Source organism: Streptomyces sp. Tek67B01, assembly GCF_055231995.1.
Genome location: NZ_JBUYUY010000001.1, coordinates 3,339,716 through 3,354,804, shown reverse-complemented (window position 1 = coordinate 3,354,804; position 15,089 = coordinate 3,339,716). Strand labels below are relative to the sequence as shown.

At 71.2% G+C, this 15,089-nt stretch carries 16 protein-coding genes and 1 riboswitch; of the genes, 8 read left to right on the top strand and 8 right to left on the bottom strand.

Annotated elements, in window-relative coordinates; genetic code table 11:
- Positions 1 to 380: 380 nt before the first annotated feature.
- Both ACV7NM_RS15010 and ACV7NM_RS15005 read right to left on the bottom strand, forming a co-directional pair.
- On the bottom strand, positions 381 to 1,817 hold the full coding sequence (locus tag ACV7NM_RS15010; protein WP_463410760.1) for an alpha,alpha-trehalose-phosphate synthase (UDP-forming): 1,437 nt from the start codon (positions 1,815 to 1,817) through the stop codon (positions 381 to 383).
- A 91-nt stretch (positions 1,818 to 1,908) separates the two neighbouring features.
- The gene (locus ACV7NM_RS15005) at positions 1,909 to 2,859 is read right to left on the bottom strand and encodes a glucosyl-3-phosphoglycerate synthase (protein ID WP_463410759.1); all 951 of its coding nucleotides are present in this window, start codon (positions 2,857 to 2,859) and stop codon (positions 1,909 to 1,911) included.
- Positions 2,860 to 3,067: 208 nt separating this feature from the next.
- Positions 3,068 to 3,226, top strand: a riboswitch (SAM riboswitch).
- A gap of 17 nt (positions 3,227 to 3,243) precedes the next feature.
- Here ACV7NM_RS15005 and thrC point away from each other — a divergent pair.
- From thrC to ACV7NM_RS14975, 6 genes are all read left to right on the top strand, one after another.
- Positions 3,244 to 4,518 carry a threonine synthase gene (gene thrC, locus ACV7NM_RS15000; RefSeq protein WP_136213774.1) on the top strand — a complete coding sequence of 425 codons (1,275 nt, stop codon included), beginning with the start codon at positions 3,244 to 3,246 and terminating at the stop codon, positions 4,516 to 4,518.
- Positions 4,519 to 4,559: 41 nt separating this feature from the next.
- Positions 4,560 to 4,838, top strand: a complete 279-nt coding sequence (locus ACV7NM_RS14995; protein ID WP_463410758.1) for a MoaD/ThiS family protein — start codon at positions 4,560 to 4,562, stop codon at positions 4,836 to 4,838.
- A 396-nt stretch (positions 4,839 to 5,234) separates the two neighbouring features.
- Complete coding sequence (locus ACV7NM_RS14990) at positions 5,235 to 5,441, top strand: cold-shock protein (protein ID WP_030009783.1); 207 nt, start codon at positions 5,235 to 5,237, stop codon at positions 5,439 to 5,441.
- A gap of 323 nt (positions 5,442 to 5,764) precedes the next feature.
- On the top strand, positions 5,765 to 7,387 hold the full coding sequence (groL, locus tag ACV7NM_RS14985; protein WP_389663469.1) for a chaperonin GroEL: 1,623 nt from the start codon (positions 5,765 to 5,767) through the stop codon (positions 7,385 to 7,387).
- Between the two features lie 229 nt (positions 7,388 to 7,616).
- On the top strand, positions 7,617 to 8,243 hold the full coding sequence (locus ACV7NM_RS14980) for a phosphoribosylanthranilate isomerase (protein ID WP_463410757.1): 627 nt from the start codon (positions 7,617 to 7,619) through the stop codon (positions 8,241 to 8,243).
- Between the two features lie 37 nt (positions 8,244 to 8,280).
- Positions 8,281 to 9,051 (top strand): LamG domain-containing protein, encoded by a 771-nt coding sequence (locus ACV7NM_RS14975; RefSeq protein ID WP_463410756.1) that lies wholly within the window; start codon positions 8,281 to 8,283, stop codon positions 9,049 to 9,051.
- A gap of 79 nt (positions 9,052 to 9,130) precedes the next feature.
- On the opposite strand, the gene ACV7NM_RS14970 is transcribed toward ACV7NM_RS14975, so the two are convergent.
- Positions 9,131 to 9,610, bottom strand: coding sequence for a hypothetical protein (locus ACV7NM_RS14970; protein ID WP_463410755.1), 480 nt, complete (start codon positions 9,608 to 9,610; stop codon positions 9,131 to 9,133).
- 156 nt (positions 9,611 to 9,766) lie between these two features.
- Here ACV7NM_RS14970 and ACV7NM_RS14965 point away from each other — a divergent pair, with 156 nt between their 5' ends.
- A complete protein-coding gene (locus ACV7NM_RS14965) occupies positions 9,767 to 10,177 on the top strand; it encodes a nuclear transport factor 2 family protein (protein ID WP_463410754.1) in 411 nt (136 codons plus the stop codon).
- Between the two features lie 19 nt (positions 10,178 to 10,196).
- On the opposite strand, the gene ACV7NM_RS14960 is transcribed toward ACV7NM_RS14965, so the two are convergent.
- The 3 genes from ACV7NM_RS14960 to ACV7NM_RS14950 all read right to left on the bottom strand — a co-directional run bounded on the left by ACV7NM_RS14960 (position 10,197) and on the right by ACV7NM_RS14950 (position 12,369).
- On the bottom strand, positions 10,197 to 10,937 hold the full coding sequence (locus tag ACV7NM_RS14960; protein WP_463410753.1) for a helix-turn-helix transcriptional regulator: 741 nt from the start codon (positions 10,935 to 10,937) through the stop codon (positions 10,197 to 10,199).
- 10 nt (positions 10,938 to 10,947) lie between these two features.
- A complete protein-coding gene (locus ACV7NM_RS14955; RefSeq protein WP_463410752.1) occupies positions 10,948 to 11,886 on the bottom strand; it encodes an alpha/beta hydrolase in 939 nt (312 codons plus the stop codon).
- A gap of 81 nt (positions 11,887 to 11,967) precedes the next feature.
- Positions 11,968 to 12,369: a protease inhibitor I9 family protein gene (locus ACV7NM_RS14950; RefSeq protein ID WP_463410751.1), complete on the bottom strand. Its 402-nt coding sequence runs from the start codon at positions 12,367 to 12,369 to the stop codon at positions 11,968 to 11,970.
- Between the two features lie 380 nt (positions 12,370 to 12,749).
- On the opposite strand from ACV7NM_RS14950, the gene ACV7NM_RS14945 reads away from it, so the two are divergent.
- The gene (locus tag ACV7NM_RS14945; protein ID WP_463410750.1) at positions 12,750 to 13,931 is read left to right on the top strand and encodes a S8 family peptidase; all 1,182 of its coding nucleotides are present in this window, start codon (positions 12,750 to 12,752) and stop codon (positions 13,929 to 13,931) included.
- Here the strand turns inward: ACV7NM_RS14945 and ACV7NM_RS14940 are convergent.
- Positions 13,915 to 14,181 (bottom strand): DUF397 domain-containing protein, encoded by a 267-nt coding sequence (locus ACV7NM_RS14940; protein ID WP_463410749.1) that lies wholly within the window; start codon positions 14,179 to 14,181, stop codon positions 13,915 to 13,917. The genes ACV7NM_RS14945 and ACV7NM_RS14940 overlap by 17 nt on opposite strands.
- Positions 14,165 to 15,004, bottom strand: a complete 840-nt coding sequence (locus tag ACV7NM_RS14935; protein WP_463410748.1) for a helix-turn-helix domain-containing protein — start codon at positions 15,002 to 15,004, stop codon at positions 14,165 to 14,167. The genes ACV7NM_RS14940 and ACV7NM_RS14935 overlap by 17 nt, the downstream gene beginning before the upstream one ends.
- Positions 15,005 to 15,089 lie beyond the last annotated feature (85 nt).

Sequence of the window (15,089 nt, the reverse complement as noted above, 5' to 3'; positions counted from 1 at the left end):
CAGACCTGCGCCTCAATCGCCGGCGAGGCTGGGAGTGCCCGGGCCCGCGGCTCAAGCGCCGGCCAGGCCGGGAAGTCCCGGCCCTGCGGCTGAGGCGGCGGCTGGGTCGGGGCCGGCCTTGGGCTCCGTCCAGGTTCAGCCTCGTGCTCCGGTGGGGCCGGTATTTTCGGCCTCGCCGGCGTTTGAGGCGCGGGGGGCGGGGCGGAGCCCCGCAAGGCCCGGGCGGAGCCCGGGGGCGCTTGCGCGGTGGCGCCGCAGACGATCAAGCCGCGCACCGTCCCGCGCCCGGCCGTCCCCCCGGTCAGGGTCGCGCGCCGGTCCCGTCGGGCTCGCCCCGGTCAGGGCGCACGCCGGGCCGTGCGTCGGGCAGGGCGGCGGCGTTACGCGTCGCGGAGGGTCGACAGTTGGGCCGTGAACCAGGCCGTCGGTGGGAGGGCCGTCGCCGCCGACGCGAGGCGCTTCGTGCGTTCCGCGCGCTCCGCCTCCGGCATCGACAGCGCCGCGTGCAACGCGGCCGCCGTCTCCGACACGTCGTACGGGTTCACCGTCAGCGCGTCCGAGCGGAGCTCCTCGTACGCCCCCGCCCCCGTCGACAGGACCAGCGCGCACCCCGCCTCCGACACCACCGGGATCTCCTTGGCCACCAGGTTCATCCCGTCCCGCACCGGGTTCACCAGGGCCACGTCCGCCATCCGGTACGCCGCCAGCGAGCGCGCGAAGTCGTCCTCCACCGACACCAGCACCGGCTGCCAGTCCGCCGTCCCCAGCTCCGCGTTGATCTCCGCCGCCAGGTCCCGCACCGCCGCCGTGTACTCCCGGTACACCGCCAGGTCCTGCCGCGAGGGGTACGCCGACGCCATGTGCACCACCCGCTCGCGCCACTCCGGGTGCGTCGTCAGCAGCTCCCGGTACGCCAGCAGGCCGCGCAGGATGTTCTTGGACAGCTCCGTCCGGTCCACCCGGACGATCGACTTGCGGTCCCCGACCTCTGCCCGCAGCCCCGCCAGCTTGTCGTCGACCTCCGGCCGGTGGGCCAGCGCCCGCAGGTCGTCCCCGTCCACGCCCAGCGGGAACGCCCGTACCTCGGTCGTGCGCCGCGCCCACCCCGACTCCCGGCGGTGCTCCACGGTCCCCTCCCGGACCTCCTCCGCGCTGCCCTCCGCGCCGTCGAACGGCATCGCCGACAAGAACGCCCGCGCCCATTCCCCGGTGTGGAAGCCCAGCAGGTCCGCCCCGAGCATCCCCCACGTCAGCTCCTCCACCACGTACCGCGGCAGCATCCGCAGGACGTCTGGCGAGGCCCACGGGGTGTGCGTGAAGTGCGCGATGCGCAGGTCGGGCCGCAGGACGCGCAGCATGCCCGGCACCAGCGCCAGCTGGTAGTCCTGCACGAGCACCGCCGCGCCCTGGTCGGCCTCCGCCGCCAGCGCGTCCGCGAAGGCACGGTTGTACAGGACGTACGCGTCCCAGCGCCGCCGGAACTCCGCGTCGAAGACCGGCTCGCGCGGGATGTCGTACAGGTGGTGGTGGGTGAACCAGAGGACCGAGTTCGCGATGCCGTTGTACGCGGCGTCGTACACGGCGGGATCGATGTCCAGCATCCGGACGCCGGGTTCGGAAACCCCCCGCCGCACCGCTTCCCGGTCGCCCTCCGACAGCGCCGCGCAGATCCACACCGCGTCCGGCTGCTCCGCGAGCGCGGCGGAGAGACCGGAGACGAGACCGCCTCCGCCGCGCCGGGCGCTGAGGGTGCCGTCGGGGGCGTGGGCGTACGAGAGGGGGCCGCGGTTCGCGGCGACGAGTACCTGGGAAGCCATGCCGCGAACCTAACCCCGCCGCACGCGCCTCAAACCCGCCGCCGCGTCACGCCACACCGCATCACGCCACGCCACGCCGCATCACGCCGCATCACGCCACGCGGCGGACCGCGTACTCCCGGATCTCCAGCATCGGCGGCCTTTCCTCGGTGTCCACGGCGTGCGTCCGCGGTACGAAGCCGTCCGGGCCCCGCTCGAACTGGGTCAGCGCGGGCCGGGTGAGATGCCCGCGCGAGAGCCGCAACTGCGCCGTGCGGTAGATCGCCGCGGCCATCCGGCCGAGCGCCTGACCGTCCTGGTGGCGGTGCAGCCGTACGCCCACGTCGACCTGCGCCAGCCCGTCCAGCCCGACCGTGTGCAGCGCGTCCACCAGCAGCCCCAGCTCCACGCCGTAGCCGACGGGGAAGGGGAGACGTTCCAGCAGGGAGCGCCGTACGGCGTACTCGCCGCCCAGCGGCTGGACGAATCCGGCCAGCCGCGGCCAGTGCAGGTTGAGCAGGGGCCGGGCCACCAGTTCCGTGACGCGGCCGCCCTGCCCCGGCGCGTCGCCGAGCGGCCGGTCGTACATCGCCTTGACGAACTGCACGTCCGGCTCGGTCAGCAGCGGGCCGAGGATGCCGGAGACGAAGGTGGAGGAGAAGTCCCGCAGGTCGGCGTCCACGAAGCAGACGATGTCGCCGGTGGTCGCGAGCAGCGAGCGCCACAGCACCTCGCCCTTGCCGGGCACCGCCGGGAGCCGCGGCAGGATCTCGTCGCGGTGCACGACCCGCGCACCGGCCTTCGCGGCGACCTCCGCCGTACGGTCGCTCGACCCGGAGTCGACCACGACCAGCTCGTCCACCAGGGGGGTCGGCAATCCTTCGATCAGGTCGCGCCGGATCACCTCGACGATCGCCCCGACCGTGGCCTCCTCGTCGAGCGCGGGCAGCACCACGCTGACCGTGGCTCCCGACGCGCGCTTGCGGTCGAGCAGCTGGGCGAGCGGTCGGTCGGCGGCGGACCAGGACCGGTCGGCCAGCCAGCGCTCCACCTCTTCCAGCACTTCGGACACTCCAGGGGATCGGTGACGGGGCGGACGGATCGGGCGGTGGTTTTCGGGCGAAATATGATCCATCTCGCCGTTCGGACGGCTGTCTCAACCACCCGGCCCTTCGGTTACAGTCTTGAACAACGCGAAGGACCACGGCATGCCGGGGTCCTCGTGCACAAATGCCCGGGTGCGCCACAGAGCGCGCGGCCCGGTGCCATACCGCTCATCCAGAGGGGCAGAGGGACACGGCCCGTTGAAGCCCCGGCAACCCTCCAGTCGGTTCTCGCGATCGCGCACCACGGCGACGTCAGCGAGGTCCCCGGCTAGGGAAGGTGCCAATTCCGTCTCATGGCGAAGTGCGCCATGGGGAAGATGAGGAGAAAGGGCCTCGCCATCATGGCTGCACAGACTGTCGCCACCTCTGTCGATCTCGGACCTGCCACCGGCCTTTCGTGTCGTGAGTGCGGTACCCGCTTCGAGCTCGGCCCGATCTTCGCCTGCGTCGAGTGTTTCGGACCGCTGGAAGTCGCCTACGACCTGCCCACCGGTGATCCGGAGGCGCTGCGCGCCGCGATCGAGGCCGGACCCGACAACATCTGGCGCTACGCCCCGCTGCTGCCCGTCCCCGCGGACGTGGCGTCCAAGCCGAACCTGAACCCGGGCTTCACCAAGCTCGTGGACGCGGCCAACCTGGCCAAGGAGCTCGGCGTCACCGGCAAGCTCTACGTCAAGGACGACTCCGGCAACCCGACGCACTCCTTCAAGGACCGCGTCGTGGCCATCGCCGTCGAGGCCGCCCGTGCCTTCGGCTACACCACGCTCTCCTGCTCCTCCACGGGCAACCTGGCCGGCGCCGTCGGCGCCGCGGCAGCCCGCGCCGGCTTCCGGTCCTGCGTGTTCATCCCGCACGACCTGGAACAGGGCAAGGTCGTCATGGCCGGTGTCTACGGCGGCGACCTCGTCGGCATCGAGGGCAACTACGACGACGTCAACCGCTTCTGCTCCGAGCTCATCGGAGACCCGCTGGGCGAGGGCTGGGGCTTCGTCAACGTCAACCTGCGCCCGTACTACGGCGAGGGCTCCAAGACGCTGGCCTACGAGATCTGCGAGCAGCTCGGCTGGCGGTTGCCCGACCAGATCGTGATCCCGATCGCGTCCGGTTCACAGCTGACGAAGATCGACAAGGGTCTGCAGGAGCTGATCAAGCTCGGCCTGGTCGAGGACAAGCCGTACAAGATCTTCGGTGCGCAGGCAGAGGGTTGCTCGCCCGTGTCGACCGCCTTCAAGGCCGGTCACGACGTGGTGCGCCCGCAGAAGCCGAACACCATCGCCAAGTCCCTGGCGATCGGCAACCCGGCGGACGGCCCGTACGTCCTGGACATCGCCCGCCGCACCGGCGGTTACGTCGAGGACGTCAACGACGAGCAGGTCGTGGAAGCCATCAAGATCCTCGCGCGGGCGGAGGGCATCTTCGCCGAGACCGCGGGCGGTGTGACCGTCGGCGTGACGAAGAAGCTCATCGAGAACGGGCAGCTCGACCCCTCGCTGACCACGGTCGTCCTCAACACCGGTGACGGCCTCAAGACCCTGGAGGCGGTGGCCGCCGACAGCGGCCAGACCGCCACCATCCGCCCCAGCCTGGACGCGTTCCGCGCCGCCGGCCTGGCCTGAGGTCCGACCCACCCCCCTGTTCCCGGAAAGGCAGTAGCGCCATGAGCGTCAACGTCCGCATCCCCACCATCCTGCGCACCTACACCGGTGGCCAGGCCGAGGTGCCCGCCGAGGGCGCGACCCTTTCCCAGGTCATCGAGTCCCTGGAGAAGAACCACCCGGGCATCGCGGCCCGCGTCCTGGACGACCAGGGCAAGCTGCGCCGCTTCGTGAACGTCTACGTCAACGACGACGACGTGCGCTTCGAGGGCGGCCTGGAGGCGGCGACGCCGGACGGCGCCGGGGTCTCGATCATCCCCGCCGTGGCGGGCGGCTGCTGACACCGGGGTCACCGACACCACATCCCTGAATTGCCCCCTCCGCTAAAAGCGGAGGGGGCAATTCTGGTTGATTGGGCGCGGTAGAGTTGGGGAAGTCCCCTCCGCTGTTCTTGCCCGCCGCATATGAGCGGGCCACCGGATGGTTGACATTGAGTCAACATGCGAGCCTGGTATGGGCCTTTGGTGCCTGATGTCGGGCCCGAGTTGCCCGGGAGTATGCGTAAATTTCGCTTGATATCCCTATTCCTTCTTGTCCGGAATTCTCGTCGGAATGACCTGTTGCAGACAGCACCGGTGCGGATACATTCAGCCGCGGTCGAGGCGTTCCGGCGCAAGTTCTGACCCGGGTCCGCGAAGTGCGGTCCTGCGCAAGGGCCAGTAATAGGGGAGTTAGGCATGGCTCAGGGCACCGTCAAGTGGTTCAACGCGGAGAAGGGCTACGGCTTCATCGCGGTCGACGGTGGTGCGGATGTGTTCGTCCACTACAGCGCCATCCAGATGGACGGGTACCGCACCCTTGAAGAGGGTCAGCGGGTCGAGTTCGAGATCTCGCAGGGCCAGAAGGGTCCTCAGGCGGACATGGTCAAGCTCGCACTCGGCTGACCCGGCGCGATCGACCACCGACGCAACAGGTCTCAGGACCACACACGCACGAGGGGCCCACATCCCGGACACGGGATGTGGGCCCCTCGTGCGTCCCGGCCGGGGACTTCGCCCGGCGTTGCCCGAAGCCGCTTGCACTCGACGGGGTCGAGTGCTAATCATTGGCGTTAGCACTCTCCAGTCGAGAGTGCTACTGAAACGAGGACCGGGTCGGTGAGGCCCGAGGGTCCGGCGGGAAGGAACCGCCGGGCTCGCAGGCCGTCCGTCGCGGGCGCGGGCGCGGTCCAGGAGCAATCCACCCCAGTCCTGGAGGACCACTTCAGATGGCCAAGATCATTTCGTTCAACGAGGAGGCCCGGCGCGGTCTCGAGCGTGGCATGAACCAGCTCGCCGACGCCGTCAAGGTCACCCTTGGCCCCAAGGGTCGCAACGTCGTCCTTGAGAAGAAGTGGGGCGCCCCCACGATCACCAACGATGGTGTCTCCATCGCCAAGGAGATCGAGCTCGAGGACCCGTACGAGAAGATCGGCGCCGAGCTGGTCAAGGAAGTCGCCAAGAAGACGGACGACGTCGCGGGCGACGGTACGACCACCGCAACCGTGCTGGCCCAGGCGCTGGTCCGCGAGGGCCTGCGCAACGTGGCCGCCGGCGCCAACCCGATGGCCCTCAAGCGTGGTATCGAGAAGGCCGTCGAGGCCGTCTCCGCCGCCCTGCTCGCGCAGGCCAAGGATGTCGAGACCAAGGAGCAGATCGCTTCGACGGCCTCCATCTCCGCCGCCGACACCCAGATCGGCGAGCTCATCGCCGAGGCCATGGACAAGGTCGGCAAGGAAGGCGTCATCACCGTCGAGGAGTCGCAGACCTTCGGTCTGGAGCTCGAGCTCACCGAGGGCATGCGCTTCGACAAGGGCTACATCTCGGCGTACTTCGCCACCGACATGGAGCGTATGGAGGCGTCGCTCGACGACCCGTACATCCTGATCGTCAACTCCAAGATCGGCTCGGTCAAGGACCTGCTGCCGCTCCTGGAGAAGGTCATGCAGTCCGGCAAGCCGCTGCTGATCATCGCCGAGGACGTCGAGGGCGAGGCCCTGTCGACCCTGGTCGTCAACAAGATCCGCGGCACCTTCAAGTCCGTCGCCGTCAAGGCCCCGGGCTTCGGCGACCGCCGCAAGGCCATGCTCGGTGACATCGCCATCCTCACGGGCGGCACCGTCATCTCCGAGGAGGTCGGCCTCAAGCTGGAGAACGCCGGTCTCGACCTGCTCGGCCGCGCCCGCAAGGTCGTCATCACCAAGGACGAGACGACCATCGTCGACGGCTCCGGTGACAGCGACCAGGTCCAGGGTCGCGTCAACCAGATCCGCGCCGAGATCGAGAACTCCGACTCGGACTACGACCGCGAGAAGCTCCAGGAGCGCCTCGCGAAGCTGGCCGGCGGCGTGGCCGTCATCAAGGCCGGCGCCGCGACCGAGGTCGAGCTCAAGGAGCGCAAGCACCGCATCGAGGACGCCGTTCGCAACGCGAAGGCGGCCGTCGAAGAGGGCATCGTCGCCGGTGGTGGCGTGGCCCTGCTCCAGGCCTCCTCGGTCTTCGAGAAGCTGGAGCTCACCGGTGACGAGGCGACCGGCGCCAACGCCGTGAAGCTCGCGCTGGAGGCCCCGCTCAAGCAGATCGCCGTCAACGGTGGTCTCGAGGGTGGCGTCGTCGTCGAGAAGGTGCGCAACCTCCCGATCGGTCACGGCCTGAACGCCGCGACCGGCGAGTACGTCGACATGATCGCCGAGGGCATCATCGACCCGGCGAAGGTCACGCGCTCCGCGCTGCAGAACGCCGCGTCGATCGCCGCGCTGTTCCTGACCACCGAGGCCGTCATCGCCGACAAGCCCGAGAAGGCCGGCGCCGGCGCGCCGGGCGGCATGCCGGGCGGCGACATGGACTTCTGATCGGCCCCGGCTGATCGGTAATCCGCTTCACGCACCACGTTCCGAGGGCGGCACCCCCACTGGGGGTGCCGCCCTCGGGCGTTCGCGCCCGGCCAGGTCCGCCGCCCGGCCAGGTCCGCCGCCCGGCCAGGTCCCCGCCCGGCCGGTCGCCGGGGCGGCGGCCGTAAGGGTGTGCCCGGCACTCGGAACGGGACCGCGGGCCGGGCGGCGGTCTGGTTGACTCGGAGGCATGAGCGAGAGCAGCGCACCCTTCGTCAAGATCTGCGGGTTGAAGACCGCGCACGACGTCGACGTGGCCGTCGAGGCCGGGGCCGACGCCATCGGGTTCGTGTTCGCCCCGGGCAGTCCGCGGACCGTCGACGCCGCGACGGCGCGGGAGCTGGCCGCGCGAGTCCCGGCGGGGGTGCTCACCGTCGGGGTGTTCCGCGGGCAGTCCGTGGAGGAGGTCGGGCGGCTGACGCGGGAGAGCGGGGTGCGCTCCGTACAGCTCCACGGCGACGAGGGCCCCGAGTACTACGAGGCCCTGCGCGCCGAAGGCCGTACCCTCATCCGCGCCACGGCCACCGCCGTCACGGAGGCCGGGGAGTACGGAGAGGACCTGCTGCTGATCGACGCCCCCGACCCCGGCTCCGGCAAGCCGTGGAACTGGGGCTCCGCCGAGTTCACCGCCCCCCGGGGCCGCTGGCTGCTGGCCGGGGGGCTCGACCCCGCCAACGTGCGCGCGGCGCTGCGGGCGACCGGCGCTTGGGGCGTGGACGTCTCCAGCGGCGTGGAGCGGGAGCGCGGGGTGAAGTCACCGGAGCTCATCCGCGCGTTCCTGGCGGCGGCGCGCGACACCCGCGACGGTGATAGCTGAACGCAACCGTTCGACTACCCAGGGCGATGAATCCGGCATGGCTGCTTCCGCTGCCGGGCAGACACCCTGTATGGACACGGACCTGCTCGGCTGGCTTGGACGCCTGACGTCCCGCCTCGCCCCGGGGGGCGGTGGCGGAGCGGCGGTACCCGCCCCCCGCCGCGCCCCCGTCTTCACCGCCGATTTCGCCTCCCCCACCCAATGGGTCGCCGGCCGTTCATGGGCCTATCCCGACGGCGGCCCCGTCAACCCGGGCGACAACAAGCTCGACCACCTGGTGGACGACCCCGCCTACAGCCGTGGCGGGGTCTTCCGCGCCACGCGCCGCCCGGACGGCAACTGGGACACCGGCCTGCTCACCACCGAGGGCAGCGACGAGGGCTTCATGGTCCGCACCGGCGACCTGCTGGAGGCGCGGGTGCGGCTCCCGGTGGAGGAAGGCGCCTGGCCCGCGATCTGGACCTGGCGGGACGGCGGCCAAGAGATCGACGTCTTCGAGTACCACCCCGACAACCCCGACCTGCTGGAACTCTCCAACCACGTCCGCGAGGCGCACCGCTACCACCGCGACCCCTCGGTTCGGCCCGGTGCCTGGGTGGACCTGAAGGTGGAGTTCGGGCGGAACTCGGTCGTCTGGTGGGTCAACGGGGCCCGCGTCTTCTCGGACCGCCGGGGCGTGGGGCGGGGCTGGCACGCGTACCTCATCGTCAACCTGTCGGTGTGCGCGGGCAATTACCACCCGGCTCCCGAGCCGGAGGTGACGGAGATGTCCTACGAGGTCTCCGAACTGCGCGTCTACCGCGGCTAGCCCTCCCGGTCACTTCCCCCGGCCAACCCCCACCGGCGGCCCGGCCGGTGGGGCGCGGTCCGGCGGCCGGTTCCGCGGGTCAGGGGGTGGTGCGGGGGAGAGCGTTCACCAGGGTGGCGCCGCGTTGGGCGTCGTCGACGCTGATCGCGAAGTCCCGGCCGCGGGAGCGGATCACGAGGCACGGGCCCCCTCGTACCATCACCGTCGTCCCGAGCCGGCTGACGCGGTAGCCCCAGCCGCCGACCTGTGAGGGGCGGCGTTCCTCCACGCGCGCCGGGACCTCGATCTCCTCGGGGGACCAGCGCCGCACGGGCCGCCCGACCGGCCCGTAGGCCACTTCCAGCGCCGTGCCGGTGACCCGCACGGTCACGGAGGCGAACACCAGGAGCAGGAGGGAAGAGAAGAACAGCACCACGGCCGGCGCCCACATCGCGCCCCCCGGCCCGACGATCCCGGCGACGGCGAGCCCGACCGCGATGAGGGCGAGGAGGGCGGCCGTCGCCTGCATCCACCGGTTCGAGGCGTGTGAGCTCCAAAGGACCCGTTCGGCGTGTGCCATGGCGCCTCCAAGATCGATCGCGGAGCCGTCTCCCACGTCTCCCGCCGCTGCGGCCTCCCCTCCAGTCTCCCCCGAAGGGCGCCGGTGGGGCCGGTGGGGCCGGGAACAGCGGCGTACGGTGGAAAGGTGAGGCGGGAGAACCCCGGGAGGCCGACGATGGGCGACGAACGGGACGCGTTCTTGGAGTGGACGCGGACGCGTCTGCGGGACGCCGAGATCGCCCTCCACAACGGTGACGCCGGTCCGCGCTTCGCGATCTGGTCCCGGCGCGAGCCGGTCTCGGTGATGGGCGCCTGGGAATCGGTCGTCGGGTACGAGGAGCTCGGCGCGCTCTTCCACAAGCTGGCGCGGACGTTCTCGGACTGCACCTCGTACGAGCACGAGATCATCGCGGTCGATGTCGTCGGGGACACGGCCTACACGGTCGGCTACGAGCGCACGCACGCGTCGGTCAACGGCGAGCCCCGGCGGTACGTCCTGCGCGCGACCCAGGTCTACCGCCGCGAGGACGGCGAGTGGAAGGTCGCCCACCGCCACGCGGACACGTTGGAGACCGACCGGGCCTGAGACCGTCACCCGAGACCCGTCACCTGAGCCCCGTCGGTCGCGGCGGGGCGGCCGAGAGGGAAGCCAGAGCGGCGGGCGGGACCGCGCCCGCCGCGGCCGAGCCGCGCAACAGCCCGGTCAGGTCGTGGGACCCGGCCCGCTCGGTGGTGGCTGCCGCCGTGGTGATGCGGTCCAACCGGAACCCCCGGCCGGCCCGTCGCGTGCGGCACCACGCGATGAGGTACCAGCGGCCGTCGACGGTGAGCAGTCCGGCGGGCTCCACCGCGCGGTCGCTCTCGTGGCCGGTCGCGTCGGTGTAGGACAGCCGTAGGACCGTGCCGGCGGTGAGCGCCTGCTCCACTGCCGCGCGGACCGTGGAGTCGACGGCCGATGGCAGTGTGACGATGCGTGCGCCCAGTCGCCTCGCCGCTGCCGAGGCCGGGCGGCCCATCGAGGCCGCGAGCTTCTGGGCCGCCGTGCGGGCCGCGCCGGCGTACGGGGTGGAGGCGTCGGTCGTGGCGAGCGCGACGGCCAGTGCCGAAGCCTCGTCGGCGGTGAAGTGGATGGGGGCCAGGGTCATCTCCGGGTCGATCGACCAGCCGCCGCCCCGCCCGGGCGTGGTGCGTACCGGGACACCGGTCTCCATCAGTGCCTGGAGGTCGCGCTGCACCGTACGGGTACTGACCTCGAACCGCCCGGCGAGCGCCGCGACCGTCAGCGGTCGCGGCGCCGCCGAACGCAACTCCTCCACCAGCGCGTACATGCGGGCCGTGCGCTTCATGCCGGTGACGCTACCGACGCCCGGCCGCGGACAGGAAGTCCCGCTGCCGACGTGCTTCTCGTTCGGTGACGGTCAGCGGGAACAGGGTGAAGCCGTGCATGGCGCCGGCGACGACATCGAGCCGCACAGCCGCGCCCGCCGCCCGCCACCGCCCGGCCAGGAACACCGAGTCGTCCAGCAACGGGTCTTCGGTGCCGACGACGATCCGCGCCGGCGGCAGGCCGGCCAGGTCGGCGAACAGCGGTGAGATCTCCGGATCCCGGCGCTGCTCCGCGTCCATGCCGGGCGTGAACAGCTCATAGCTCCGCCGCAGCGTGTCGGTGTTGCTCAGTAGCCGCTTGGACCCGAACGACCGCTGGCTCGGGGTCATGGACAGGTCGTACGGGCCGAAGGACAGGTGGGCCCCGCGAAACGCGCCGCTGACGCCGTGTCGGTCACGCAGGCGCAGCAGCGTCACCACGCTGAGGTGGGCTCCCGCCGATTCACCGCCGATCAGCAGCCGCTCGGTACCGAACTCGGTCGCCGCGTTCCGCGCCAACCACAGGGCGGCCGCCTCGCAATCGTCGGGCCCGGCGGGAAAGGGGTGCTCCGGCGCGAGGCGGTAGTCCACGCTCACCACGGCCAGTCCGGCCCGCTCGGCGAGCAGCCAAAGCCGCTCGTCCTGCCCGTCCGCCGAACCGAACGCCCAGCCGCCTCCGTGGATGTGGAGGTACACACCGTCGACGTGGTCCGGCACGAAGACCCGTACTCCGACCCCGCCCGCGACGTTCCGGTCTTCCCCGTGTGGCAGCCTCACCGGTGGCGCGTCGCCACCGAGCCGGTTGCGCCGCAGGGTGGTGAGCAGGTCGGGGCCCATCTCCTCGCGCGCCGGCCGGCCGGCGGCAGCGGCCTCGAACTGCTCGTTGAACGCCAATGTCTCGGCGAGGCAGTCCTCGTCTGTGATGTTCATGCCGTAAACGGTCGCAGTGGTCGGCGACGACGTCGTGTCACCCTTTGCCGGTGAGCCGGCTCACACTCCCGGCGGGTCGGTTCAGGCGGCGATGCCGAACGAGGAGCCGACGCCGTCCTCCTCGATGGACTCCACCAAGGGGTTCGCCCGCAGGGCGGTGACCTGGGCGGGGGAGAGCGGGGCGGCGAAGCCGTTCATCGCGGTGCGGAAGACGTGGACCGGGGTGATCCCGTGGTGGCTCGCCAGGAGCGCCGGGTCCATGCCCCGCCGGACGGTCACGAGGTACGTCGGCCAGTGCGCCGGAGCCGAAGCCGGAGTCCGAGCCGGCACCGGCACCAGGGTCGGAGCCGTGGCGGGCGCGGGATCGGGCGCCGGGAGGGGCACGGCGGTGGAGGAGGCGGCGGTGAGGGGGAGGGCGGCCACGGCGGCGAGTGCGGTGACGGCGAGGGCCGCCCGGCGGGTCCAACTCGGTCGAGTGCGCATGGGGGCGAGGCCATCACGCGCGGGTGCCCCGGTCAACAACGTCCGGCTGCGTGGCCCCGGCCGCCGGTGGTGACCGCCGAATGCGCCCCCACGCGGGCTTACGCGGGCAGGGCCGTACGGGGGAAATCGCGGGGGCGGTGCGACCGGGCCGAGCGCGGCCGGCCGGCCGCCAGGTGGTGCGGGGCTTGGGAGCCGATCGTTCTGCGGTCGGTACGGCGGGCGTCCGCGCCCGCTTCCGGACCGTCGGCCGACCGGGGGCGGCCCCCTCAAGTCCCACCGGCGGGTGCCCGATGCAGGGAAGGGGCGCGCACCCCGAACACCCGTCCGTGAGATGGGGTGGCGGGCCCCACACCCTCCGCCCGCATCCAGGGAGTTCCTCCATGCGCCTGCTCGCCCGTGTGACGACCGCCGCCCTGCTCGCCATGACCCCGGCCCTGGCCGGAACCGCGTCCGCCGCCGTCCCGGAGCCGACTCCGGCGCCCCTGATCGCCTCCGCGAACGCGGTGCCCGGCCAGTACATCGTGACCTTGGAGAAGGGCGTGGACCCGGCCGCGCTGACGAAGAAGCTGGGCCTGAAGGCGACGTTCCTCTACAGCCACGCCATCAACGGCTTCGCCGTCAGGATGACCCCGCTCCAGTTGCGGATCGCCCGGGTGGCCCTCGGGGTGAAGACGATCGAGGAGGACACGAAGGTCGTCGCCTCGCGGGAGGGCGGCGAAGGCCGGGCGCTGACCTCGCCGACCGAGCTCTGGGGCCTGGATCGGATCGACCAGAAGGAACTGCCGCTCGACAAGACCTTCACCACCAAGGGCAACGGCGCCGGGGTCACGGCGTACATCGTCGACACCGGCGTCGACTACAAGCACGCCGAGTTCGGCGGTCGCGCGACGTTCGGGTTCGACGCCATGGGCGACGGCAGGGACGGCATGGACTGTCAGGGGCACGGCACCCATGTCGCGGGCACGGTCGCGGGCTCGACGTACGGCGTGGCCCGCAAGGCGAACCTGGTCAGCGTCCGCGTACTCGGTTGTGACGGGACGGGTTCCTACTCCGGGATCATCGCGGGCCTGGACTGGGTGGCCAAGAACGCCAAGCAGCCGGCCGTGTTGAACGCCTCCCTCGGCGGCGCGAAGTCGGACGCGGTCAACAACGCGGCGACCGCGCTCTCGGACGCGGGCGTGCTGCCGGTCCTCGCGGTGGGCAACTCCTCGGCGGACGCCTGCGACGACTCACCCGCGTCTGCGTCGCGCGTGGTGACGGTCGGCGCGACCAACGTGTACGACGAGGAGACGAGCTTCTCCAACTACGGCACCTGCGTAACCCTCTACGCCCCGGGCCAGGACATCACCTCCGCGAAGCTCGGCGGCGGCAACGTGGCTCTGAGCGGTACGTCCATGGCCTCGCCGCACGTCGCCGGCGTCGCGGTGCTCTACAAGCAGGCGCACCCGGCCGCGACCCCGACGGAGATCACCGAATTCCTCACCACCGGGTCCAGCAAGGACGTGCTGAGCAGCGTCGGCACGGCCAGCCCCAACGAGCTGCTCTTCACCAACGGTCTCTGAGCGACCCCACGAAGTCGGCCCATGCCCGCGCGCGGAACACCACGTGCGGGCCTTCGGGGCGCTTGGAGTCCCGGACGGGGACGATGTGGGGGAGGCCGTCGGCGACTTCGAGGCAGTTGCCGCCGTCGCCTCCGCTGTGGGTGGACTTCCGCCAAGTGGCCATTTCGACGCAACTACCGCCGTCGCCACCGCTGTAGCTGGACTTGTGCCATGTGGCTGCCGACAGATCGTACTCAGGCGTGCTGGCCATGTTCGTATTCCTCCGCCACCGACTCGATCAGGGCCAGGGACTTCCGCGGGGAGAGCGCGTTGGCCATGAGGAGATCGTAGGTCAGGGAGTGTCGGGCGACGGTGGCTGGATCGTCGAACAACTGGCCCGTTCCCACGCCCTGTACGTATGAGAGTGGGGGAGTGTCTTCAAAGGACATCAGTTGGAGGAAGCCCAGCAGGCCCGCGTGAAAGCCCCCGCTGAACGGCAGCACCTGCACGACGATCCGGTGCGACCGTGTCAGTCGCGCGATGTGGCGCAGCGCGTCGGCGAGGATCGCCGGGTCGTCCCCGCTGCGGCGCAGGATGGCCTCGTCAAGCACACACCAGAACACGGGGGTTGTTGGATCGTTGAGCAGCGCCGTCCGCTCCAGCCGGTTCCTGACCAGCTCATCGATCGTTTCCTCCGTTGCCGTCGGCTGGTAGGCGCGGAACACTTCCCGCGCGTACGCCTCCGTCTGCAACAGGCCTGGGATGATCAGCGGCGCGTACTCCCGGATCGTCTTCGCCAGCGCCTCCGCCTCGGCTGCCGCCGCGAAGTGGTCCGGGTACTTGGATTTGGCGGCCGCCGCACAGTTGCGAGCGAAGAAGTCATCCGTCTGGAGGACTTCGTCAATCTGGCGTGCCACGTCGGGGAGCATCCTGCGGGTGCCCGCTTCGAGCTGGCCGATGAACGAGCCGCTGACGAAAAGCCGTTCGGCCAGTTCGGCCTGGGTGAGGCCCGCGCGTTCGCGGGCGACGCGGAGTTCGGCGCCCAGGAGGGCGCGCGGTGAGGAGGCGGGATCGAGGCTCTTCGGCCCTGGCATGGCAACTCCTGGTCCAACAAGTGCGTTTGTGCGCTGCCCGACGTTGAAAGGCTAGCTACCGAGTGACCACGCTGTGTGCGGAACG